The 20,151-nt window shown below is 31.9% G+C and carries 15 protein-coding genes and 1 pseudogene; 3 read left to right on the forward strand and 13 right to left on the reverse strand.

What is annotated here, in order from left to right; translation table 11 throughout:
- Position 1: 1 nt before the first annotated feature.
- From ACRRVD_RS03150 to ACRRVD_RS03210, 13 genes and pseudogenes are all read right to left on the reverse strand, one after another.
- Positions 2 to 244, reverse strand: a complete 243-nt coding sequence (locus ACRRVD_RS03150; protein WP_432461690.1) for a hypothetical protein — start codon at positions 242 to 244, stop codon at positions 2 to 4.
- Between the two features lie 105 nt (positions 245 to 349).
- Positions 350 to 3,283, reverse strand: coding sequence for a hypothetical protein (locus ACRRVD_RS03155; protein WP_432461691.1), 2,934 nt, complete (start codon positions 3,281 to 3,283; stop codon positions 350 to 352).
- A gap of 207 nt (positions 3,284 to 3,490) precedes the next feature.
- Entirely contained in the window at positions 3,491 to 4,012 is a 522-nt protein-coding gene (locus tag ACRRVD_RS03160) for a hypothetical protein (protein WP_432461692.1), read from the reverse strand.
- A gap of 62 nt (positions 4,013 to 4,074) precedes the next feature.
- Entirely contained in the window at positions 4,075 to 5,775 is a 1,701-nt protein-coding gene (locus ACRRVD_RS03165) for an ankyrin repeat domain-containing protein (RefSeq protein ID WP_432461693.1), read from the reverse strand.
- Positions 5,776 to 6,329: 554 nt separating this feature from the next.
- Positions 6,330 to 7,286, reverse strand: a complete 957-nt coding sequence (locus tag ACRRVD_RS03170; protein ID WP_432461694.1) for an Rpn family recombination-promoting nuclease/putative transposase — start codon at positions 7,284 to 7,286, stop codon at positions 6,330 to 6,332.
- A 129-nt stretch (positions 7,287 to 7,415) separates the two neighbouring features.
- Positions 7,416 to 8,144, reverse strand: a pseudogene (locus ACRRVD_RS03175) (hypothetical protein).
- Between the two features lie 4 nt (positions 8,145 to 8,148).
- Entirely contained in the window at positions 8,149 to 9,735 is a 1,587-nt protein-coding gene (gene porM / locus ACRRVD_RS03180) for a type IX secretion system motor protein PorM/GldM (RefSeq protein ID WP_432461695.1), read from the reverse strand.
- A gap of 49 nt (positions 9,736 to 9,784) precedes the next feature.
- Positions 9,785 to 10,282: a type IX secretion system motor protein PorL/GldL gene (gene porL / locus ACRRVD_RS03185; RefSeq protein ID WP_432461696.1), complete on the reverse strand. Its 498-nt coding sequence runs from the start codon at positions 10,280 to 10,282 to the stop codon at positions 9,785 to 9,787.
- Positions 10,283 to 10,307: 25 nt separating this feature from the next.
- On the reverse strand, positions 10,308 to 11,321 hold the full coding sequence (locus ACRRVD_RS03190) for an SUMF1/EgtB/PvdO family nonheme iron enzyme (protein WP_432461697.1): 1,014 nt from the start codon (positions 11,319 to 11,321) through the stop codon (positions 10,308 to 10,310).
- Between the two features lie 25 nt (positions 11,322 to 11,346).
- Positions 11,347 to 11,958 (reverse strand): C2H2-type zinc finger protein, encoded by a 612-nt coding sequence (locus ACRRVD_RS03195; protein ID WP_432461698.1) that lies wholly within the window; start codon positions 11,956 to 11,958, stop codon positions 11,347 to 11,349.
- Between the two features lie 76 nt (positions 11,959 to 12,034).
- Positions 12,035 to 13,579, reverse strand: coding sequence for a type IV secretory system conjugative DNA transfer family protein (locus ACRRVD_RS03200; protein WP_432461699.1), 1,545 nt, complete (start codon positions 13,577 to 13,579; stop codon positions 12,035 to 12,037).
- 804 nt (positions 13,580 to 14,383) lie between these two features.
- On the reverse strand, positions 14,384 to 14,632 hold the full coding sequence (locus ACRRVD_RS03205; protein WP_432461700.1) for a hypothetical protein: 249 nt from the start codon (positions 14,630 to 14,632) through the stop codon (positions 14,384 to 14,386).
- Positions 14,633 to 14,730: 98 nt separating this feature from the next.
- Entirely contained in the window at positions 14,731 to 15,003 is a 273-nt protein-coding gene (locus ACRRVD_RS03210) for a hypothetical protein (protein WP_432461701.1), read from the reverse strand.
- Between the two features lie 312 nt (positions 15,004 to 15,315).
- On the opposite strand from ACRRVD_RS03210, the gene mobV reads away from it, so the two are divergent.
- The 3 genes from mobV to ACRRVD_RS03225 all read left to right on the forward strand — a co-directional run bounded on the left by mobV (position 15,316) and on the right by ACRRVD_RS03225 (position 20,141).
- Positions 15,316 to 17,229, forward strand: a complete 1,914-nt coding sequence (gene mobV, locus ACRRVD_RS03215) for a MobV family relaxase (protein WP_432461702.1) — start codon at positions 15,316 to 15,318, stop codon at positions 17,227 to 17,229.
- 1,372 nt (positions 17,230 to 18,601) lie between these two features.
- Positions 18,602 to 19,681 (forward strand): toprim domain-containing protein, encoded by a 1,080-nt coding sequence (locus ACRRVD_RS03220; protein ID WP_432461703.1) that lies wholly within the window; start codon positions 18,602 to 18,604, stop codon positions 19,679 to 19,681.
- Between the two features lie 46 nt (positions 19,682 to 19,727).
- The gene (locus ACRRVD_RS03225) at positions 19,728 to 20,141 is read left to right on the forward strand and encodes a hypothetical protein (RefSeq protein ID WP_432461704.1); all 414 of its coding nucleotides are present in this window, start codon (positions 19,728 to 19,730) and stop codon (positions 20,139 to 20,141) included.
- The last annotated feature ends 10 nt before the right edge of the window (positions 20,142 to 20,151 follow it).

Here is a 20,151-nt window from a genome sequence, read left to right on the forward strand (position 1 = left end):
GCTATCCGATTCTAAAAAAATTGGCAATCATATCGTATAAAGGTCCAACAGATGAAAAGAATACAATGGCGCCTAGCCAATGGAGTAATTCATAAAATATCATCCCCCTATCTCTACCTATGTTATACAAATAGGCCAGTCTAAAGGCACCTAATACGCCCAGTAGTTTGGCCACTAAAGTTAGTAATTGGTAACCACTTGCAATCCATCCTTCAAGGGCTCCAGTTATGTCTAGTAGTATCACGATTATCTTTTAATCTTTTAATGTTATATCCTTACTCCGTAAGGATTCTATTCCACAAGCTAATGGGAAAGAATTAATGTTGATTATCATTCATTAAAGTTAAATCTAGTCTGAGTCAGAATTTATTCCAAGATCTTGTATATCTTGTTGCAACGTAGCTCGTTCCCTTTCAACATTAAGTGCTTCACTAGTTTTTTTAAATTTTGATGATAGACCAATTCCCCAAAGTCTTTGATATTCCCTCTCTAGTTCTTTCATTCTATTTCCCGCTTTATAGGCATATTTTAATCTTTTACGAAGATCCCTATTAACCTTATCTAATTCATTAAACTGTTTCTCTAAACCTTCAATAGATCCGGTGTGTTTTTTTATCTTTTCCTCTATTTCTTCTCTAGATATTTCTAGATCTGATATTTTAGACTGTAAACGATCAACTTCTTCTTGCATAATATTTTCTAAGCGTTCAACCGCTTTTTGTCTAGTTTCCCTCTCTTCTTTTATGCTATTTTCTAAACATTCATCCAGTTTTTGTCTAGTTTTACTCTCTTCTTTTATGCTATTTTCTAAACGTTCAACCGCTTTTTGTCTAGTTTCTCTCTCTTGTTTTATGCTATTTTCTAAACGTTCATCTAGTTTTTTTCTATTTTTACTCTCTATTTCTATAGCGCTTCTGGTGGCTTTTTGAAAGTTTTCGTATTCAGTTTCTTTTTGATTTTCTACAGCTCCTTTTCGAAACGTTTCTATTTTTAATGTCTCTATACGCATTCTGAACATTCCTAAAGACAATGGAATATCTTGCAAACCTTGTATATCTACACAAGATGCAAATACATCAGAAAATGATTCTATTTGACGCTCTAATAGATCTTCTCTAATCTTTCTTTCTTCTGAACTTTGAACCGCATGAATTTCATTAATTTCTTTATCCCACTTACTTAGCAAAGAAGTGGTTAAAATTCTTTTCTTCATTTTATCTTTTGTATCTGTTTGCAGCGATTGTATGTTAGATAATGCCTCTGTAGCCTGATCTGAAATATCCGTTCCATGCTGGAAAAAAACCAATATATCCTGTATTTTAGATCCACCATTACTCCATGTGGATTCTAAGTTTATGAGCTGCTGCATAACAGGATCCAATGGATCCGTATAATCTTGTACCAATGGTTTATATAATTCCTTACTATTATTTTCCAAGTCAAATATTTTAGGTCTTAACGATGATAATACGAATTTAGACAGATCCAACCCGTCTGTATTTATACGCGAATGATCTGGAAATAAGACTTTAAAGTAAATTTTTGGAACTTCCTGAATATTAATTAGATAGGTTTGATCTACGTCAAAAGTAAATTTGTTATCACCTACTATAACTGGTATGCCTTTATCTACAATTTTACCTCTTAGGGTTTTTAATTTTCCTTTTATACCTCCGGTCACTGTATAGTTAGTTATATAGAATTTATCAGACTTATCTTTGTTGTCACAAGATACATGTAATACAATATGACCATCTTCTATACTAGTTTTAACGCTAAAAATAGGATTTGAAACTACAAATTGATCAGAGAATTTTACATATCTTACATCTCCTTTTGTATTGGTAATGACAATGGTCGGAAAGATATCTCCGGTATGATATAATGGTCTAAAAATTAATTTATTTTCACCTGGTTTTAATGCTGTTCCTTCGACCAATTCTCTTCCATTCATTATAAACTTACCGCCACCTAAAGATATAGAATGAACTTTATATTCGGTTTCTTTTGATTCCTTATCTAAAGCGGTTATGGTAAGCGTACACGCTGATTCTCGATACGGTAACAAAAGTTTGTCTTCTGTATCAATTTTCATTTCTACCTTATAGTCAGATACTTTATGGTCTAATACCTTAATAGAAAGATATAAGTCTTGAAGCTTATAACCTTGTACATTGCCAACAGCTAAATGTATCTTATGGATTTCCTCTTGGCTACCTTTTTGTAAAGAAGGATTATAGAACAGATTATGTGTACCGGACTTAATAATTGTATTGCTACATAATGGCTTTTTTATACCATCTAAATCTTCATACATAATATCACCTTTACCACCCATTATACAAGATGTTAAAATCTTATATTCTTCCGGATCATCCGATGGATTATCCGATGTAATGGTTAAGCATATAGCGGTTCCTTCTCTGTTTTTAACATACGCCACCTCCTCTTTTGTAGTAAGGATCATTTCAAATTTATAATCTGTTACCTTAAGAGAAATTTTGGCATCTTTCGTTTTGTAGCCTTGTACATTGCCAACTGTCAGATGAATGGTATGATTTTCTTCTTCATTTCCTTCTTGAAGAGAAGGCATATAAAATAATTTATTAGACCCAAATTGGATTGGTTCATTACTACAAATAGGTTTTTTAATGCCGTCTAAACCTTCTATATACAATTTCCCTTGGCCTTCAGTGATACTGGATTTAAAAATCTTGTATTTTTGAAACTCTGCCAGTGGGTTATCAGATGTAATTTTTAATTCTATGGGAGTTCCTTCTCTGTTTTTTATATAAGCAACCTCAGCTTCTGTAGTAAGATTTATTTTATAATCTGGTTCATCCAGGATAACGGAACAGGTCACAAATTCGCCCGCTTCCCTATCAAAATCACATGTTAATATTACAGCGTCAACGCTAATTTCATGTTTATAACACTCTTTATTGGAGTTCGGTATATACCAAAGTTTTGTGTCACCATGTCTGATTTTATCGCCTTTTTTTAAAGGATCTCCTAACACATCACTGCCATTAATCCTGCGGTATAATTTACCAGAACCACCATGTATACGTATATTTTTTATTTTAAAGTCGATAACAGTAGGATCTACCTCCCATTTTTCAAATCTATGCGGTGAGGGTGGTTTATTTGCCTTATTGTTATTATACTGATCGTTAAATTTAATATTCAGTATTAAAGGTACTCGTTTAGACAGTATAGCTTTTTCTTCTGGGAAGAGTTTAAATTTAAATTTTGGTATAAAGTCTATGCGATCTGCAAACATCTGCCTAAAATCTCTTGTACATGATAAAAATAATACAGATAATGAAGCAAAAAGTACATAAAAATATTTTCTTATATTCATATCAGTAAAAAATTACATATATTTATAATGGGGATTTATAATCCTATCCAAATATATATTATTATATATAACTATACAAGATTTTTTAAATAAAAATAAAGTTAAATATTCATGTGAATATCAGAATTAAAAGGTTATACGAAATCCTCCAAATAACCTATAATCTAAAACCTTTGATTTATCAAATAAAGATATAGGTGTTTCGGCTAGTAGTACCAAGATCATTTGATCGGTTAAATAATATTCCATTTCTAATCCCATTTGAATACCGGCATTGAATCGTTTAGGAAAATGAAGCCAACAAGTATGATGGAACTTATAACTTCCTTGAAGACCCATTAAGAAATTTAAATACATAGTTTCATAGCTACTATATAGGTTAACATGATAGGAATTATACCAGGATAGCAAGTTTTTATTGGAGAAGCCACCACATAATTTCATATGCCAGATATCATTGAAATGGCAAACATACCCACCTGAAAATCCATGCATTTTGTGAGACATTCCATAGGTAAGTTCTAAGCCATGGCATCCATGTGTATGAATAGGTTTTTGCAAATTATATGTAGGTTTAGAAACGCCCCATGCAGTACCATTTAAACCTAAAAAAAGAATACAAACTGTAATTAGTTTATACTTAAACATTTGTAAATATATAATTGATTAAGAGTTATTTTAGTTAATTTTTATCACACGTAGTGTGCTTTCTAATTATCTTCCAAAAGAATCTTATATTTAGCTTTATCTCCTGATAATCCAAAGGCAGGTTGAATCTCATTAACCCATCCTGAACGAATACCACCAGCTTCTGCTATAACAAATAAAGGATCTTTATTCGTACAATAAATGTCTTTAGGAGCTTCACCTGATCTTCCATTTAACCGGCGCACATTTACAAAAGCACCATGTTGGATAAGGGCTATACATATTTTGTTAGATATATCCTCACTTGTCCTTTGGAAACACATATTCGCTACTGCTTCGTGCAAGGGAGTAGACAATGATGAAGGATTTAAATAATTAGGATCAGCACCATATTCTAACAACAAACAAACCATCTGATAATTATGCCTATTAACTGCTTTTTGTAGGGCAGAAGTTGCTGTTGTTGACTCATTTGGGTTACCTCCCTTTTCTAATAAGGTTTTTAACCTTGTCATATCTTCTTTCTTAACTGCCTTTAAGATGCTATATGGACTACCAAACACATAATTAGAAGCTAAAGCTTGAATAATATTTTCCGATATATTATCCCGACATTCAGGACAGGTAATCGGCTGTATATTTTCACCCTGAGCTACCATACTTGGAGCAATACAATCTACATGGAATCTATGATTATTAGAATTATTAGTACCAGTACAATCCAGCGAAACAATAGGTGCAATATTATAGTCGGGATTATCAACATTATATATACCTTCACGACAAATACTACATTTCCAATTCTTGTTTTTATGTTTGCTTTGTCTTTCAAAACCATCTGGAGAAAGGATACTTCTGAGTGTTTCATGTCTATTAGATATAGCTAACATTAAAGGCGTAAAGCTACTCCTACTCTTAGCTGTCTTACTAGCACCGTTAGAAACAAGTATTTCAACTATTTCTTTAAATCCTCTTCTAGAAGCCCAATGAAGAGGCGTAAACTTATACAGATTATCTGTATTATTAACCACAGAACGATCTTTGGCTAAAATATGTTTTACTACACTTAGATGACCATCTCTACATGCCCAATGGATAGGCGTTAACCCAACTGAATCTTTCTTTCCGATATCAGCAAAATGACACAAAATTATATCCAGGATTTCTTGACCTATATCGCCTTCATGTGCTGCCTCCCTTATAACACTTGATTTTCCATCTTTATCAAACAGTACTTCTGCTCCATGTGAGAGCAGTAAAGAGACTATCTCTTTATTTTTATGATACACAGCGCTGTAAAGAAGATCTGAATGTTGCTCATGTATATTCGGATTAGCCCCTTTTTTTAAAAGTTTTTTTACTTGTTCTGTATCATTTTTACGAACAGCTGTTTCTAAAAGCGTATGACCCATACTATCAACCTGATTGATATCTTGTATGTTTTCGACATTCTTTGAATCATTTACATCTTGTATGTTTTCGACATTCTTTGAACCATTTACATCTTGTATGTTTTTGACATTCTTTGAATTATTTACATCTTTTTTGTTTTCTGGATTAGGACTAAAAAGCACTGTATCACTCATTGAAGATTTTTTACTGATATCATTCTCTTTTTTAGATTTTCTAGGGTCAGATTTAATCTCTTTTTTCTTACTTGGATTCAACTTATTAGGTTTAACAGAACTGGTACTTTTTTTAGTACCAAAACAATTTGTAGCTATAAATGCTAATAATAAGATTGGATAGTATAATTTTTTCATATGCTTTATTTTACCCGGACATATTCTGCGCCATTATCTAACAACCATTTAGCCATCTTTATTTTTTTCTTAAGGATAGCCCACTACACAGGAGACATGCCGTCAATATAATCATTTGTATTTGCACCTAAAGACAATAACTCTAATCCATAATTGACGTTTTCAGAACCAATCGCTTGTATGAGATGTAAACGGGGTTTCATAAAAATTATAAATTTATTTATATCTTATATATATTATTATATAATATATATAAGATATAAAACTTTACTTAAAAAAACAAATATATCTTCTAAATCTGTTTTGAATATTCTGGTAAAATGGGAAATGATTTTATTTGACAGAAATAAAATAAGTGAAGCCAACGAAAGAGGATTATATAAAAATAGCCTCTTTTTACGGAGGCTATTTTTTAATCTATTTTAGATTAATACACCCAATGAAAAACAATATAACTTCACAAGTATATGAATAAAAGTTTAGGATTACAAAATTTAGGTATATAATTGAATATCAGAAGAATAAATTTATATTTTAGGTAAGCAGACAAAGTTCTATTTTTTATAATTAAAATCCTGAATATCCGAAGGATATAAACCAGTAATAAGCGTAATATCTTCTATAGAATAACCTTTTGAAAGCATAGATTTAGCTATTTCTAACTTACCCTCTAGCTTACCCTCTAACTTACCCTCTAGCTTACCCTCTAGCTTACCCTTTTCCTGTCCTATTTGAATACCTTCTTGTCTATATTTTTGTGCTACAGTCCTCATAAGATCTTCTTTATCTTCTTTAGGAATATGTTCTTTAATAATTTTTTCTAGGTCTGGATACTTATCTTCTGGTAATTTGCTATCCGTATACCATAGAAAGTTTCTTATATAAATATAACCTTTTTCCTTATCCAGTAAAAGATAAGATTTAAAGTTTTCTAAAAACGATTCCCATAGCTGTAAAATATCTCTTTCGTACACATATTTCATAAAGTATTCTAGCATCCCGAGATGTTTTTTTTGTTTGATAGCATCATCTGGCATAGCGTACAAATCTACTAACTGGTAATCACCTCCCATAAACTCTTTAGCCAGACTAGGCTCTACAAACAACTCCCATAAATTCCTTGGAGCATTAAAGGGTCTAGTACCATGATATAAAACCAAGGGAATTACCAAGGGTAATTTTGATTTATTTTTTGTTTTATGCCTTTCTAGCAACAGAAAAATATATTTCCATAGCTTAAAAGCGGTCCAATGATTAGGACTTACTTCCGCCTCTATTAGCGTGTAAATGAATGCTTTTTCATTATTTTTCATCTTTATAGAGAAGACCAAGTCACTAAATTTTTGCTTTAAGTCTTCCTCTACATAGGACTCTTTCTCTACTTTAAGGGTATCCAGATCTAATAATTCTTTACAGGATTCTGGTAAATAATGGCTGATAAACTCCTGAGCGGCTATTGGATCAGAAAGGATTTGTTTGGCGAGACCATCATGTTTTAGTCTTTCTGTCATAAATATAGCTTACTAAGAAGCGTTAAATAGTTGGGAAGTAATAATTGCTTAAATGTATCTATTGGTACAAATACAACATATTTAATTATTTATAAGTTACAAAAAAGGTTATTATAAGGTATATAAATATTAATACTCGGATAGCCACTCTTCCAGATCTAGATAGCTTTCTTCTGATAAGCTTTTTGTATTGATTAGATTATCTTGATCATCTACTTTTACAATGGTGCTAGCAAATAACCTAAGGGTAAAAGCATCTATCCAATTTATATTTTCCGCCGCATTAGACCTATTATACCAACAGACTCATTCAAATGGTAAAGTACTAAAATAGGCTACTATATCTTTGTATTTAAAAGTAGCTATGGTATGGTCTAAATAGGTAGGTGGATGGTTTTTACCAGGAATTATTAACTGAATGGATTCTATATCATACACCTGTCTAGCTGTAATCTTATCGAAAAGTATATGCTCTACCAATCTTAACAACGACATCTCGCTTGGATAAAATTCAGTACTTTGTAAAGCACTATTTCCTGATTCAATTTGTAGGTTTTTTAAGAACTGTTTTTTATCCATCACTGTAGTAAGGGTATCATCCTGATAAGGTAGCAGTAAACCTGATTTTACGCCATCTACAAGGACTTTAGATATCTCTTTGCCAGGTATAAAACAGGGACTGTTTTGCTCGACACTTAAAAGAATATCCCTAAAAACTTTTTTGGCATATAAGACGTAAGCTCTATCTATAGGACGAATGGAATGGGGATTATAGCTTTTAGATAAATAGTGACCATAAGATAAATGAGTCGAACTGAAAAAAAGCAATAAAACAAATAAATAGTTATGTATAGACATAGGATTAATGGAGTATGATATTAAAACAGGATCTATCTACAATGGTTTCTATTTCATCTTTAAAGTTCTTTCTTTCTAATTTTTTTATTTGCACTACCAATCGATCTCCTGGTTTGGATAAAGCAGTAAGGCGATATAAATCTGCAACGGGTTGGTTTAGATGTAAAGTTTGTATAGGTCTACTACCCCTTGCTAAAGTAACAGTCCATTCTACTACCTGATACCTAGCATCTTTTCGTAAAAAAGACTTAAAATGGTTATTGGAAATAACCTCTGCTTCTAACCTTCTAAGCGCAGATACAGGTAGTCCTACTTGAAGATCAATAGGTTTATTATTACTGGTAAGGGAAATTTGTGGGGTTGGAATCTCTTGTACCATAAAGGATTCTGTACCAATTAGGTGACCTTCTTGATATACTTTTAACTTCACTTCTTTGTCTTTGGATTTAGGAATGATGGTTATAACACCTTTTTTAGCACTTTGTATTACTACAGCACCTTCTGCCTTAAAAATAGGATTATAGGCTATTCCTAAAGAGGGAACCTGAATGTTTAGTTGGTTCCCACAATTGTAGTATAGTGACTGGATGGAAGCAGATCTTACTTGAATAACTGGTTTGGCAACCACATAGGGAATAGATTGGGTAAGGGTAGATTCCTTGCCACCTGGTAATTTTAATTTTATAGAGGCTTTAAATGTTTTTCTGGAAAAACCTTGGTCGTCATATTTACCAGGTAAAGCTGTAAAAGAAACTTTTCCTACGCCATCTTGTACAAAAATAGGTTGGTCATCGATACACATCTCTGGTGATACAGCAGAGGAAGAAGCTGATAATACTAAATCTGCTTTATACTGGCTACCTGCTGGAACAATATATGATGCTGTATGGGCTAGTAATTTAAATTGATCAAATTTAAGGTCTCCAGTTCCTAAATGATGGCACAATCTATTAATGGCATCTGCTTCTGTAGAAACCACCTCAGAAGCAAACTGGCTTAACGTAGCAAAGGCGGCACCAATAGGAGTATGGTCAAAATTTAAAGCCACAAAATCTTTGCTGGACTGATTGGGATTTTGACTAAAAAATGGATGCGCTTTCCCATCAAAAGCAATAGGAAGATAAGTATGATGGGTTTGATCAGATAGATACGCTACATAGTGCGTTAATTTGCTTTTTAGTATATCACCTTCTCCTTGGTTACACATTAAACGAGATACGGTAGTAGTGTTTTTAAGAGATTTTGGTAAATGGGTAGAAGGATCTATTCCGCCTGATAAGGTAATTAACTGATCTTTTAAGCCATCTATATAAGACATAAGATCTAAAGTTTCCTTATGAATAGAGACTACTTTTTCTAATACCTTGGTATCTACAGGACGACCACCCATATCTGAAACCGCTGTTTTTAATGACTGAATAGAACGTTCATTTTGGTTTAATTGTAGCTGTCTTCTTTTATCCATACTTAGGCTCAATAGCATAAATTTATCCAATACGCTAGAGCTCACTTGAAGGGCCAACATAGCCGTTAATACTAGGTACATCACACCTATCATTTTTTGTCTAGCTGTTAAGTGGGCTATAGACATGCTATAAAAAGATTAAAACGGTGTTTTTACAGATAAAAAAATAAATCTATTAACGCTTAAAAGCATTTAAGGTTTTGGTATATATATTATTTAATGCAGTAATCTTTTCATTAAGTGCGGTAAGCTCTTTTTTAAATATTTCCGATTGACTGCTAGCTTCTTCTATTGATTTTAAAGCAGTATTTAAATGGTCGTATAGCATACTTTTATCACCTAAAGATTTTTTATAAAGTCCATTCATATCACTTAATGTATGGGTCATAGCTTCTATTTGATGCATATAATGCATCCATTTATCTTGATCAGCAGGTGATGGAATAGGATAACTTGCAGAAGAATTTTTCTCTTCTGGTTTAGGTTCAAAGGCACTTAAAAGGAAAATTAATGCTTCAGCAGATAGGCCAATACCTAACATTAAGCTACCGCCAGATAGGTTTAATAGTTTAAACATAGCTCCTACAATAACAACAGCTGCACCAAGGTTATAAATAACAGGCATGATGCTTTTATAGAATTTATCCTTAAAAGAAGTATTTATTTGATGCATGGTATGCTAAAAATTTATGAAGTATTTATACAGCTGACATCACACATCTGAAGCCAATGTAGCACCTGGCTACATCTTGGCGTTCAAAATCACAAACAGCTGTTTGTAGGGTATAGGCATAGTCTTTCCAAGAGCCGCCTTTTATAACCCTAAAAATAGTAGATGTATCCGTAGACCTATCTAGGCTATCTTTCCCTGTAGGACTGTAAACATCTTGACACCATTCTGAAACATTCCCGGCCATATCATAAAGACCATATGGATTGGGAGGAAAAGCTTTTACGGGAGAAGTGTAGGTATAGCCAGAAGCTGCATAATTTCCTTTGGTAACCTTAAAATTAGCTAGCAAATTGCCTTTGCTATCTCTTACAGCAGGTCCGCCCCATGGATATTGTGCAGAAGAGCTGCCTCCTTTTGCTGCATACTCCCATTCTACAGCAGTTGGAAGCCTAAAATCAGGGGCTGGAGGAAGCCCTTTAGAGGCTAAATATTTATTCCTATAAATAGAGCGAACTCGGGCAAACTGTTTGGCTGCTTCAAAACTAATACCTACTATAGGACGGTCTCCAAATGCTGGATCATTACAATAGCTGTTCCCAAATGAATCGTCCATAAACATAAATCCAAAGTCTCTTTGCCAGCTACTCATATCTGGCATTAATTTGCTGTTTATATAATCTAGGTCTAAGCCATATGCTTCTGGATCATCTTTAACGATATCTATAAAAGCCAAGTATTGGGCTACTGTAACTTCTGTTTCGTCCATATAAAATGGGCCTACTGTTTTAACTTCGGTAACATGGGTATGGGGAATAACGGATTGGTTTACATCACCTCCCATTAAAAAAGTTCCTGAGGGTACCAAAACCATTCCAAAGGGGGCGTGACGTTTCCATACGAACTTACGCTTGTTTTTGTTACCGATAATCTCTCCTTTTTCGTCCACAATGATCCGGTAACTTCCAAAGGATACACTAGTAACCAAACATAAAAAAGTTAAAAAGTATTTAAAAAGTTTATGCGAGATATATTTATACATAGTATGTTGATTATAAGGTTATAATTTAAAACAAGCTTAAAGGTTCTATCTTATGGGTTCCTTGGTGCATCCTAAGCGCAAAGGAGTGTTTAAAACGCATATTGCATATATTACACCTATAGGGATTTGATCTAGTATGAATTTTTTGGTGTTTTTTACATTGAAAAGAAGTTCTAAAAGACCTATCACAGGTCTGGCAGATATAGGGTTTCTCGCCTGTGTGATTCCTGTGGTGGAGTTTAAGTTCATATGAGGTGTTAAAAGCTTTCTCACAAATGTCGCATTTATAAGGTTTTAAACTTGTATGGGTTCTGGAGTGAACTTCCAAAGACGAAGAAGTTATGAATGACTTACTACATGTATCGCATTTGTAAGGTTTTTCCCCCGTATGCGTCCTTTCATGGAGCCTAAGGGAAGAGGAAGTTATAAAAGACTTATCACATAACGAACATTTATAGGGTCTTTCTCCTGTATGAGACCTATGATGAACTTTCAGACTATAGATACTTACAAAACCTTTACCACAAGTGTCGCATATATAGGGTTTATTTTTATGGATCATTTCGTCATCCTCAAAATCACGATAGCCTACAACCTTACTACAGCATTTACATGTATATAACCTTCTGGTCTCCATTTATAAATTTATTAACAACTAATGGGAGAAAATATTTTATCAAACTGATAACTAACTTAATATCTTCGGGTACTGGCTAGAACATAATAGAATCTACTTCTTCTTCTATTCTTTTTTGGTTCAGAATAATATCTTCATTGCTAACACAATTTATATCTGGTAAATCTTTTAATACTGTGTTTTTAAAGGACTTATCATAGTCTGATACAGGTCTAAACTGTTCTTCAAAAAACGTACCTTCACTCTCTGCCACACTGCCTGCAAAATAACCCACAGGAAATTTTACAAAATCTTGAGATTGAATCACATCTTTATCATGGATACTGATGTTTTCGCCTCTAGTAGTATTGGGGCCTTTACCTTCAGCATGATAGGTTTCTGAGGAGCTTGTAGATTTTATTATATGCGCTTCTTTACCAAATAGGGAACTGGCATAACCAAAAGATTCAACCCCACATTTGCCTATAAACTGGTTACTTAACATATCTCTGAGTTTTTTAGCGCCTACATAGCCATACGTATCTTCTAGTTGTGCATTAGATTGAATACAGGAAATTGTACTAATCCCATATTTTCTGGCTGTAGCTGGTATTTCTGAGATACCGGGAATATACAAGGTAGGAAACTCATCTATGGCTACGAAACTTTTAGTCCTACCATGTCCATACATAGATTTAAAGCATACCGTTAGCAATAACGATATTACTGGACTAAATGCTGATTTAGCAGGTGGGAAATTACCTATACACAGAAGTGTAGGAGTATATCTATCATTTATAGTTAAGTTCACTTCATTCTTACTTAATACCCAAAATAACTTCTTATTAAGAAGAGGCTGTAAACTTGTTTTAAAACTTGCTGTAATACCTGATAATTGAGCAGAAGACTTTTCTCCGCCTTTATAAGCATCAAATATAGAACTAGAATACATATAGGCCTCTTTATCTTGTTCTATCAAGCGTAATATTTTATCTATAGGTTTGGTGGCTAAGAGTAACACATGGGGTAAGGTACAGCAGTTTGGGGCTTGATTACACAAATATATAATCATCCCTTTTAGAAGGGATTTGGTACTTAATAGCCAAAAATCATCTTTCTGACCAGGATTAAGGTTTTTTAATAATACCGTTACATATTCGTCTAAATATTCTCTATCTTCTATATAAAGCGGATCTATAGGATTTATACGGCTACTTTTATTTAAATCTGTAAAATTAATTGTTTTAAAGGAAAGTTTATTTTGTTCTTTTTCTGGCAATTGTACATAACAATTATAGACAAACTTAGACAAACAGCACTTTCCCCGGAGATCTGTTTGAATCCCTTCAAAATCGAAGTCATATACAATCCCACAATAACCTTTTTTTATCATGGCGTAAAGTATAGGCTCTAAAATATATATGCTTTTACCACTGCCAGCTCCACCTAATATATAGATACCTCTCTGAGGATTATTGATGGGAAGCTTACCACTGGTTGTAGCAATAGCTATACTAAAAGGTGAATTTTTATCGTATCCCTTAGGAAGGGATATAGACTTTTTATCCTTTTTTACAAAAGGTTTTATGTCTCCATGAGACCAAAAGGGTATACCGAAATACAGCAAAAAAAGTATAAACAAATGGGAAGGAAATGAGATATATGATTTTAGAAAATTATACGAATATAGATAGAGACATGTTCTTTCGAAATAAACAAAACAAATTGTAAATATTAACCAGAAAAAAAATATTACCAGTGGTATCCAACTTTTATTTTTGTCGAATGCATTTGTTATAAATGTTTTCAATCGGTCCCAACCTAGAAAAGAAATAGACCCCACTAAAATCAGTCTAGAATAAAAGGTACATTTTGACTTAAATAGGAATTCAACCATCCATTTAAGGTATCGGTCGTTTAAAGGGATACCAGTTAATTTCAACCAATAAAGTGCCTGGAGTAAGAATAAAGCTAGAAAAAAATAGAAAACTATCATTAGTATCTAAATGGTTTCTTTTTTAGGATTACGAGTTTTCTATTTTTATATCCATTTCTTATAACTTTTACTATTTCTTGCTGTATAGATGAGTCAGAAGCTTTAAGGAAAGCATTCATATCAACACGTGATTGAATGAGTTTTTTTATTATTATTTTAATTTTATTTTCCATATTTATAAAATATTTATATGGTTAAAATATATCTAATTATCAATACTATTTTTCATTTTTTATATTGTATTCTAATTTACTTATTATTTCATAAGGAACATCTGTTACTTTTACTATTTCATCTTTTTTGTAACCTAGAAATATCATTTTATTTGCTATTTTTATTGTTCTTTCTTTATATCCTATATATTTTCCATAACATGTATAATTACTTCTTATCATGATAGTATTTATTATTATTTTTATTATATATAATATAGTAAAATTTTTTATTAATTCATAATATTTTAGTATTAAAAATACTTTCTAATTTTTCTAAATTTTCATTATATATTCCAGTTATTTTAGTTATTTCATCTTTTTCATGACCAATAACTATCATTTTACAGGCTATTTTTATTAGTTCTTTTTTAGATTTTATATATTTTTCATGGTCTATATTTTTTATTTCTTTTGTTGATATTTCATATGGGTTTAGTTTAATATATTTATCAACTACTGATGTGATAAAATTTTCTACATTCATTTTACATGTATTTTACATAGTTTTTTACATTTTTATTTATATATTATAATATAGTTTAATTTTATTAAAAATCATACTTTTTTATCAAAAAAATAGTCCTATTTTTTAGTTTTTGTTTTACTTTTTAAGTCTTCTATTTTAGAAGTAACGAATCCAGTAACTTTTACTATTTCATTTGTTTTATAACCAAGATCTATCATTCTATAGGCTATTTCTAGTAGTTTTTTTCTAGCTCCTACATATCTTCCGTAAGCTAAAGGGCTTATTTCTTCTATTTCTTTTGTAGATAGTCCAGAAGCTTTTAATATAAGATCCATATCCACTCCTTCTTTGATAAGCGTTTCTACCATTATTTTAATATTAGGCTCCATATTTTTGTAATTTATTTTAATTTAAAATTATAAATTTTATAGTAGTTCAAATATAGTATAATATATTTAATCAGACATAATTTTTATAAAACTTTTCCCTCCCATTAGCTTGGTAAAACATGGTTTATATGTATATTTCAGGTGTTCTATCGGAAAAATAGGTGGCTTCTTAGGGAGTAAGGATTAGCTCATTAACCCTTACTTCGTAAGGTATCATTGTTTCCCCCCAAATATGTTTACCTTTAGTCTGTTATGTTATTTAGGAGCAAATGGGAAAGAAAATCCCCCTGTTTTGTATAGTTATTATTTATCATGTCATTCGCAACATTTAATATAAAGGGCTACAAGAAAGGTTTAATCGGAATCGGTAGGCATATAGATAGATCCTGCAAAGAAGTTAGGAAAACAGGCTTATATGAGGATGAGGCAGAGAAAAGTTTAAATTCAGAATTAGGTCTTCATATAGATCATTCTAGAAGTCATTTAAATGAAGAATTGGTCCATACAGGTGGTAAATCCTTATCTGAAATGGTTGACGCAAGAATAGAAGAAGGATATACCAAAGAGAAAGCCATTCGATCAGATGCCGTTAAAGCTTTGGGTTTGGTAATGACCGGTAGTCATGATCGAATGAAAGAGATAGAATCCAATCAAACATTATTTGAAAGCTGGAAAAAAGCCAATTGGGATTTTGCTTGTAGAGAATTTGGAGGAGAAAAAAATATTGTTCGATTTTCAGTGCATAGAGATGAACATACCCCCCATATTCATTGTGTAGTTGTTCCTATTACTCAAGATGGACGGCTAAGTGCTAAAGAATACCGACACGGTACAGTTAAGCTACAAGGTTACCAAAATAGGTATGCAGCAGCTATGGCTCCTTTTGGGTTAGAACGTGGCATAGAAACTAAACTAACTGGTAGAAATCATACTACCACTCAAGAATATTATAAAAGCATTAATAAAATTGAAAGGGAAGTAGAGCAAGCTACCAAACATATCAATAGCTTAAATCCCTTTTATCGTGATAAAGCTAAAAAGGAATTAGAAAATGTACAGGATAAGATCCGTTCCTTAGAAGAAGAAAATAAATCGCTTAAAAGAGATGTTTCTTATGCGCAAACTACACGTAAAACGACAAGGGACAATCTTATTAAAAGTGACTTAGAAAGAATCAAACGTGAAGTTAATCTGGTTCAACATGTTTCTTCTATGGGGTATGTATTGGATAAGTCTAAAAGCTCCAATACCTGGGCGGTTATGGAGAAAGAAGGTGATAAGGTTCTCATTAAAAATGGTCCCAATCAGAATGGTCATTGGATGTATAAGTCTCTAGTAGATGATAAAGACAAAGGTACTATAGTAGACTTTATGCAAAATCGTGGTTTTACCTATCAGAGTATTTGTGGTTTGTCTAGCCGTCATTTAGATGATCGGGTTATTAGGGATCAAAAATCGTTGTCTCTAGAAATTACAGATAGTGCTTCTCAGCGTTATATAGCGCAAGAAGCTTTTGATAAAGTGGTTACGCATGAAAAAAACAATTATCTGCATTGTAGGGGTATTGATAGGTCTACCTACGAACATTATCCAAGTGTTAAGGTGGGCGATAAAGCAGTATTTGCCTTATACAGGGACTTAGATCGAAATGGTAAGGGTGTTATGTGTAGTACGATCAGTTATCAGTTTGATGCTAAAGAAGCTTCAGATGGATTTTATAATAGCTCTAAATACTTCCAAAAAGTGCTTCCTAGGGGCTTATCTGTATTAGTTGATCCAAATATATCTGTGAAGGCTATTGTGGTCACAGAAAGCCCTATAGACGCTTTAAGTCATAAACAAATTCATAAGGATGATGGTAGAACGATGTATATCTCTACTTGTGGAAGTTTATCAGAAGGCATCAAAAAGGAATTAGGGACTCTTTTGGCGCATGCTAAGGAGCGTGGGCGGTCTGTAACGCTGGCTTTTGATAGTGATCCAGCTGGTAGGCAAATGCATAAAACAGTTAGTGGGTTGGCTCGTGGGCATCAGGCGGTTTGTAAGGATTCTATTCCTTCTCGTTCTAAAGACTGGGGTCAGGAGTTGATAGCTATACTGGGTAATCAAGAAATGCTTAAAACGCTCCAAAAAGAGCTGGTGCGTAGTGGGCAGGAACATGAGTTGCGTAAGCAGCAAAGCAAGGAACCTACTGTTATGGGGTTGGAGTTGTCTTTGGATCGGTAGGGCTTTTTTTTCCTAAAGTAGGGGAAAAATAGTTAAATAATTCATAATCAGTTAAATATTAGTTTTGTATGTGTCTAAAGTCTATTTTTTTAGGTGGACACTTAGTTTAGACACATACAAAAGTATTAAACTATTCATAATCAGTTATATATTTTTTTCATGAAGTGTCATTTTGCCATTTTTAGTCAAAATCGTTTCTAGACACATATGAAGTTATTGATAATCAGTATTATAATGTTCTTATGAAGTGTCTTTTTATCGCATTTGTTGAAAATCGCTTCTAGACACATATGAAATTATTGATTATCACTGTTATCATGTTATTATGAAGTATCATTTTTCCATTTTTGGTTAAAATAGCCTCTAGACACATATGAATTTGTTCATAATCATATAAGTAAGATTTTTATATGTATCTAAACTAAGTGTCCTTCAAAAAAAGATATAAAATTACACTTCATGATATATAAACTATTTATAATCAGTGTTTTATGTTTTTTTAAGAGATTTAGGAGGTAAAGGAAGTATATTGCACATAGAATACTAACAATACATATTTTACGTATTGTTTATCAGTATTATATATACATACTATGTATATATATATACTTATACAAAATGACGTAAGAACGTAAGATTGACGTAAGATAATTTTTTATATCTTACGTCAATTTTTATTTTCATTATAAGTTATAAAGTTTCATTTACGTAATAGCGTAAGATATTATACTGTGTATAAAAACAAATATATATTTATACATATATATAGGTGTTATATAATACCTATACATATATGGAATATTATCTTACGTTCTTACGTATTTTATTATATTATGTTGATATACAATAATAAATACATATTTTTTATCTTACGTTTATATTACGTCAATCTTACGTTATTACATTCATAACCTTAACTATGGGTTATAAAATATTTATGATGTTAACACGTTTTTATATATAAACTGTTAGTTTGTTTTTTATGTTTTTATTATGTAATTTTATTTAATGAAAATAAGTAGTTAGTTGATTAATGTAAATCACATACATAATCAGTATGAAATGAACAAAAAAGAAGAAAAAATAGTTAGAAACTGTAGTTTTAACATGTCTCTAGAAGAGTATATGTCTTTACGCTCTATTCACATGAATATCTTAAGTAAAGGGATTAATATTACTCTGAAAGGGACTATTAAAAGTTGTATTGATATAGTAATTAAGGAGGGTATTAAGGAAGATTACCTTGATATTTTCGAGAAACACAGCAGAAAATAATAAAATAGCCTCCCGAAGAAGGCTACTTCTTATTTTATTTTGGTTGGACCCAGATTAGATGTAAGAACTAGCCTTCCAAGGGATTAAAAACAATCTTATGCTAACGAAAGAAAAAATCCTTGAAAGGTGTGGAGGAGAGGAATATCTCATCCGCCATTTAGTTCCTACATTTAATTCAAATGTAAGGAAAAAAAATTATAAATCTATTTTCTCTGAAAAGGATAATAGACCTTCAATGAGTATTTTCACTGATAATAAGGGAAAATGGTTCTATAAGAGTTTCAATACTGGTCACCAGGGAGATGCCTTTAAAATGTGGGCAGATTTCTATGGATTAGATTGTACGACACAATTTAAAGAAGTGTTAGCAGTAATTAACCAAGAAATGTGTTTGGGGTTAGATAGTGACCAAGATATAAAAGTTATTCCAAAACCTGTTCTTCCTAAATTATCTTTAGATAAAAAACCAGAATCCTCTTTACCTTCCCAAACTCTATCTATTGAATATATACCATCCGATTCAGAATCTCTTATCTTTAATCTATATCTGAAATACTGGTCACAATATGGTATTACACAATCTGTTTTAGATCATTTTGATGTAAGACAAGTAAGTTATTTGTCTTACGTGAGTAATTCAGGAAGGTCTTTGTGTTTTAAATATGAAGGAAGAAATCAGATTGTATCAGCTTATCATATATCTGGTAGGGTAAAAGTATATATTCCAGAAATATCATCATCCTTTTTAGATGATCCAAGTTTTAAAGGACAAAAAAAGTCTTTTTCGTACAAGAATCAAACTAAAGATGATGTATTTGGTCTATTCCAATTACCAGAAGGAGATTTAGACTATGTATTGTTTACGGCTGGAGAAAAGGATAGTCTTTCTGCTTATTCTAAAGGTTTTACGAATGTTATTTCTTTACAGTCTGAGCATCAAATGCCTAGCGATGATTTGCTGAAAAGTTTACGTACTAGAACTTCTGTATTATTAAGCTGCTATGACAATGATTCAGCTGGTAAAAGTGCTTCTAAAAAATTGGAAACATCTTATGGAATTGCCTCAATTCCATTGCCAGAAGAAGTAAAAGATGTAGCAGAGTATTTTAAAAAATATGATTCTGATGATTTTCAGTTTTTATTAGTCGATTTCTACAAATTTTGTTTCTTCCCCTAAAGTTATAAAAACGGTTAATACTAAACGTGCTAAAGTGAAAGACTATTTGAGTAATAAGTTTAATTTTCGATTGAATATTGTTACGCAAGAACGCGAGATGAGTACTAAAAAGGAAAGTAATATATGGGAAAAAATTAATATTAATGAGTTAAGGGATAATCTGGATAGACATGGTTTCGAATGCTCTTTAGAATTGATTAACTGCATATTAAAGTCTTTTTTTGTAGAACGTTTTAATCCTATAGAAGATTATTTTCTATCTTTTGAGGGTGAAGATTTTGATGAAAATAGAGATTATGTTCTTGAACTATCTAGTTATGTTCATCTAAAAGATCCTACCCCTATTAACAAACATTATTGGTATACGCATCTTAAAAAATGGATGGTAAGAGCAATTAGAACTGTATTTAATCCTGCAGGTATAAATAAACATGCTTTAATTTTGTGTTCTCCTAAATAAAATATAGGTA

The organism is Candidatus Cardinium hertigii (genome assembly GCF_050864915.1).
In the GTDB taxonomy this organism is placed as follows: domain Bacteria; phylum Bacteroidota; class Bacteroidia; order Cytophagales; family Amoebophilaceae; genus Cardinium; species Cardinium hertigii_D.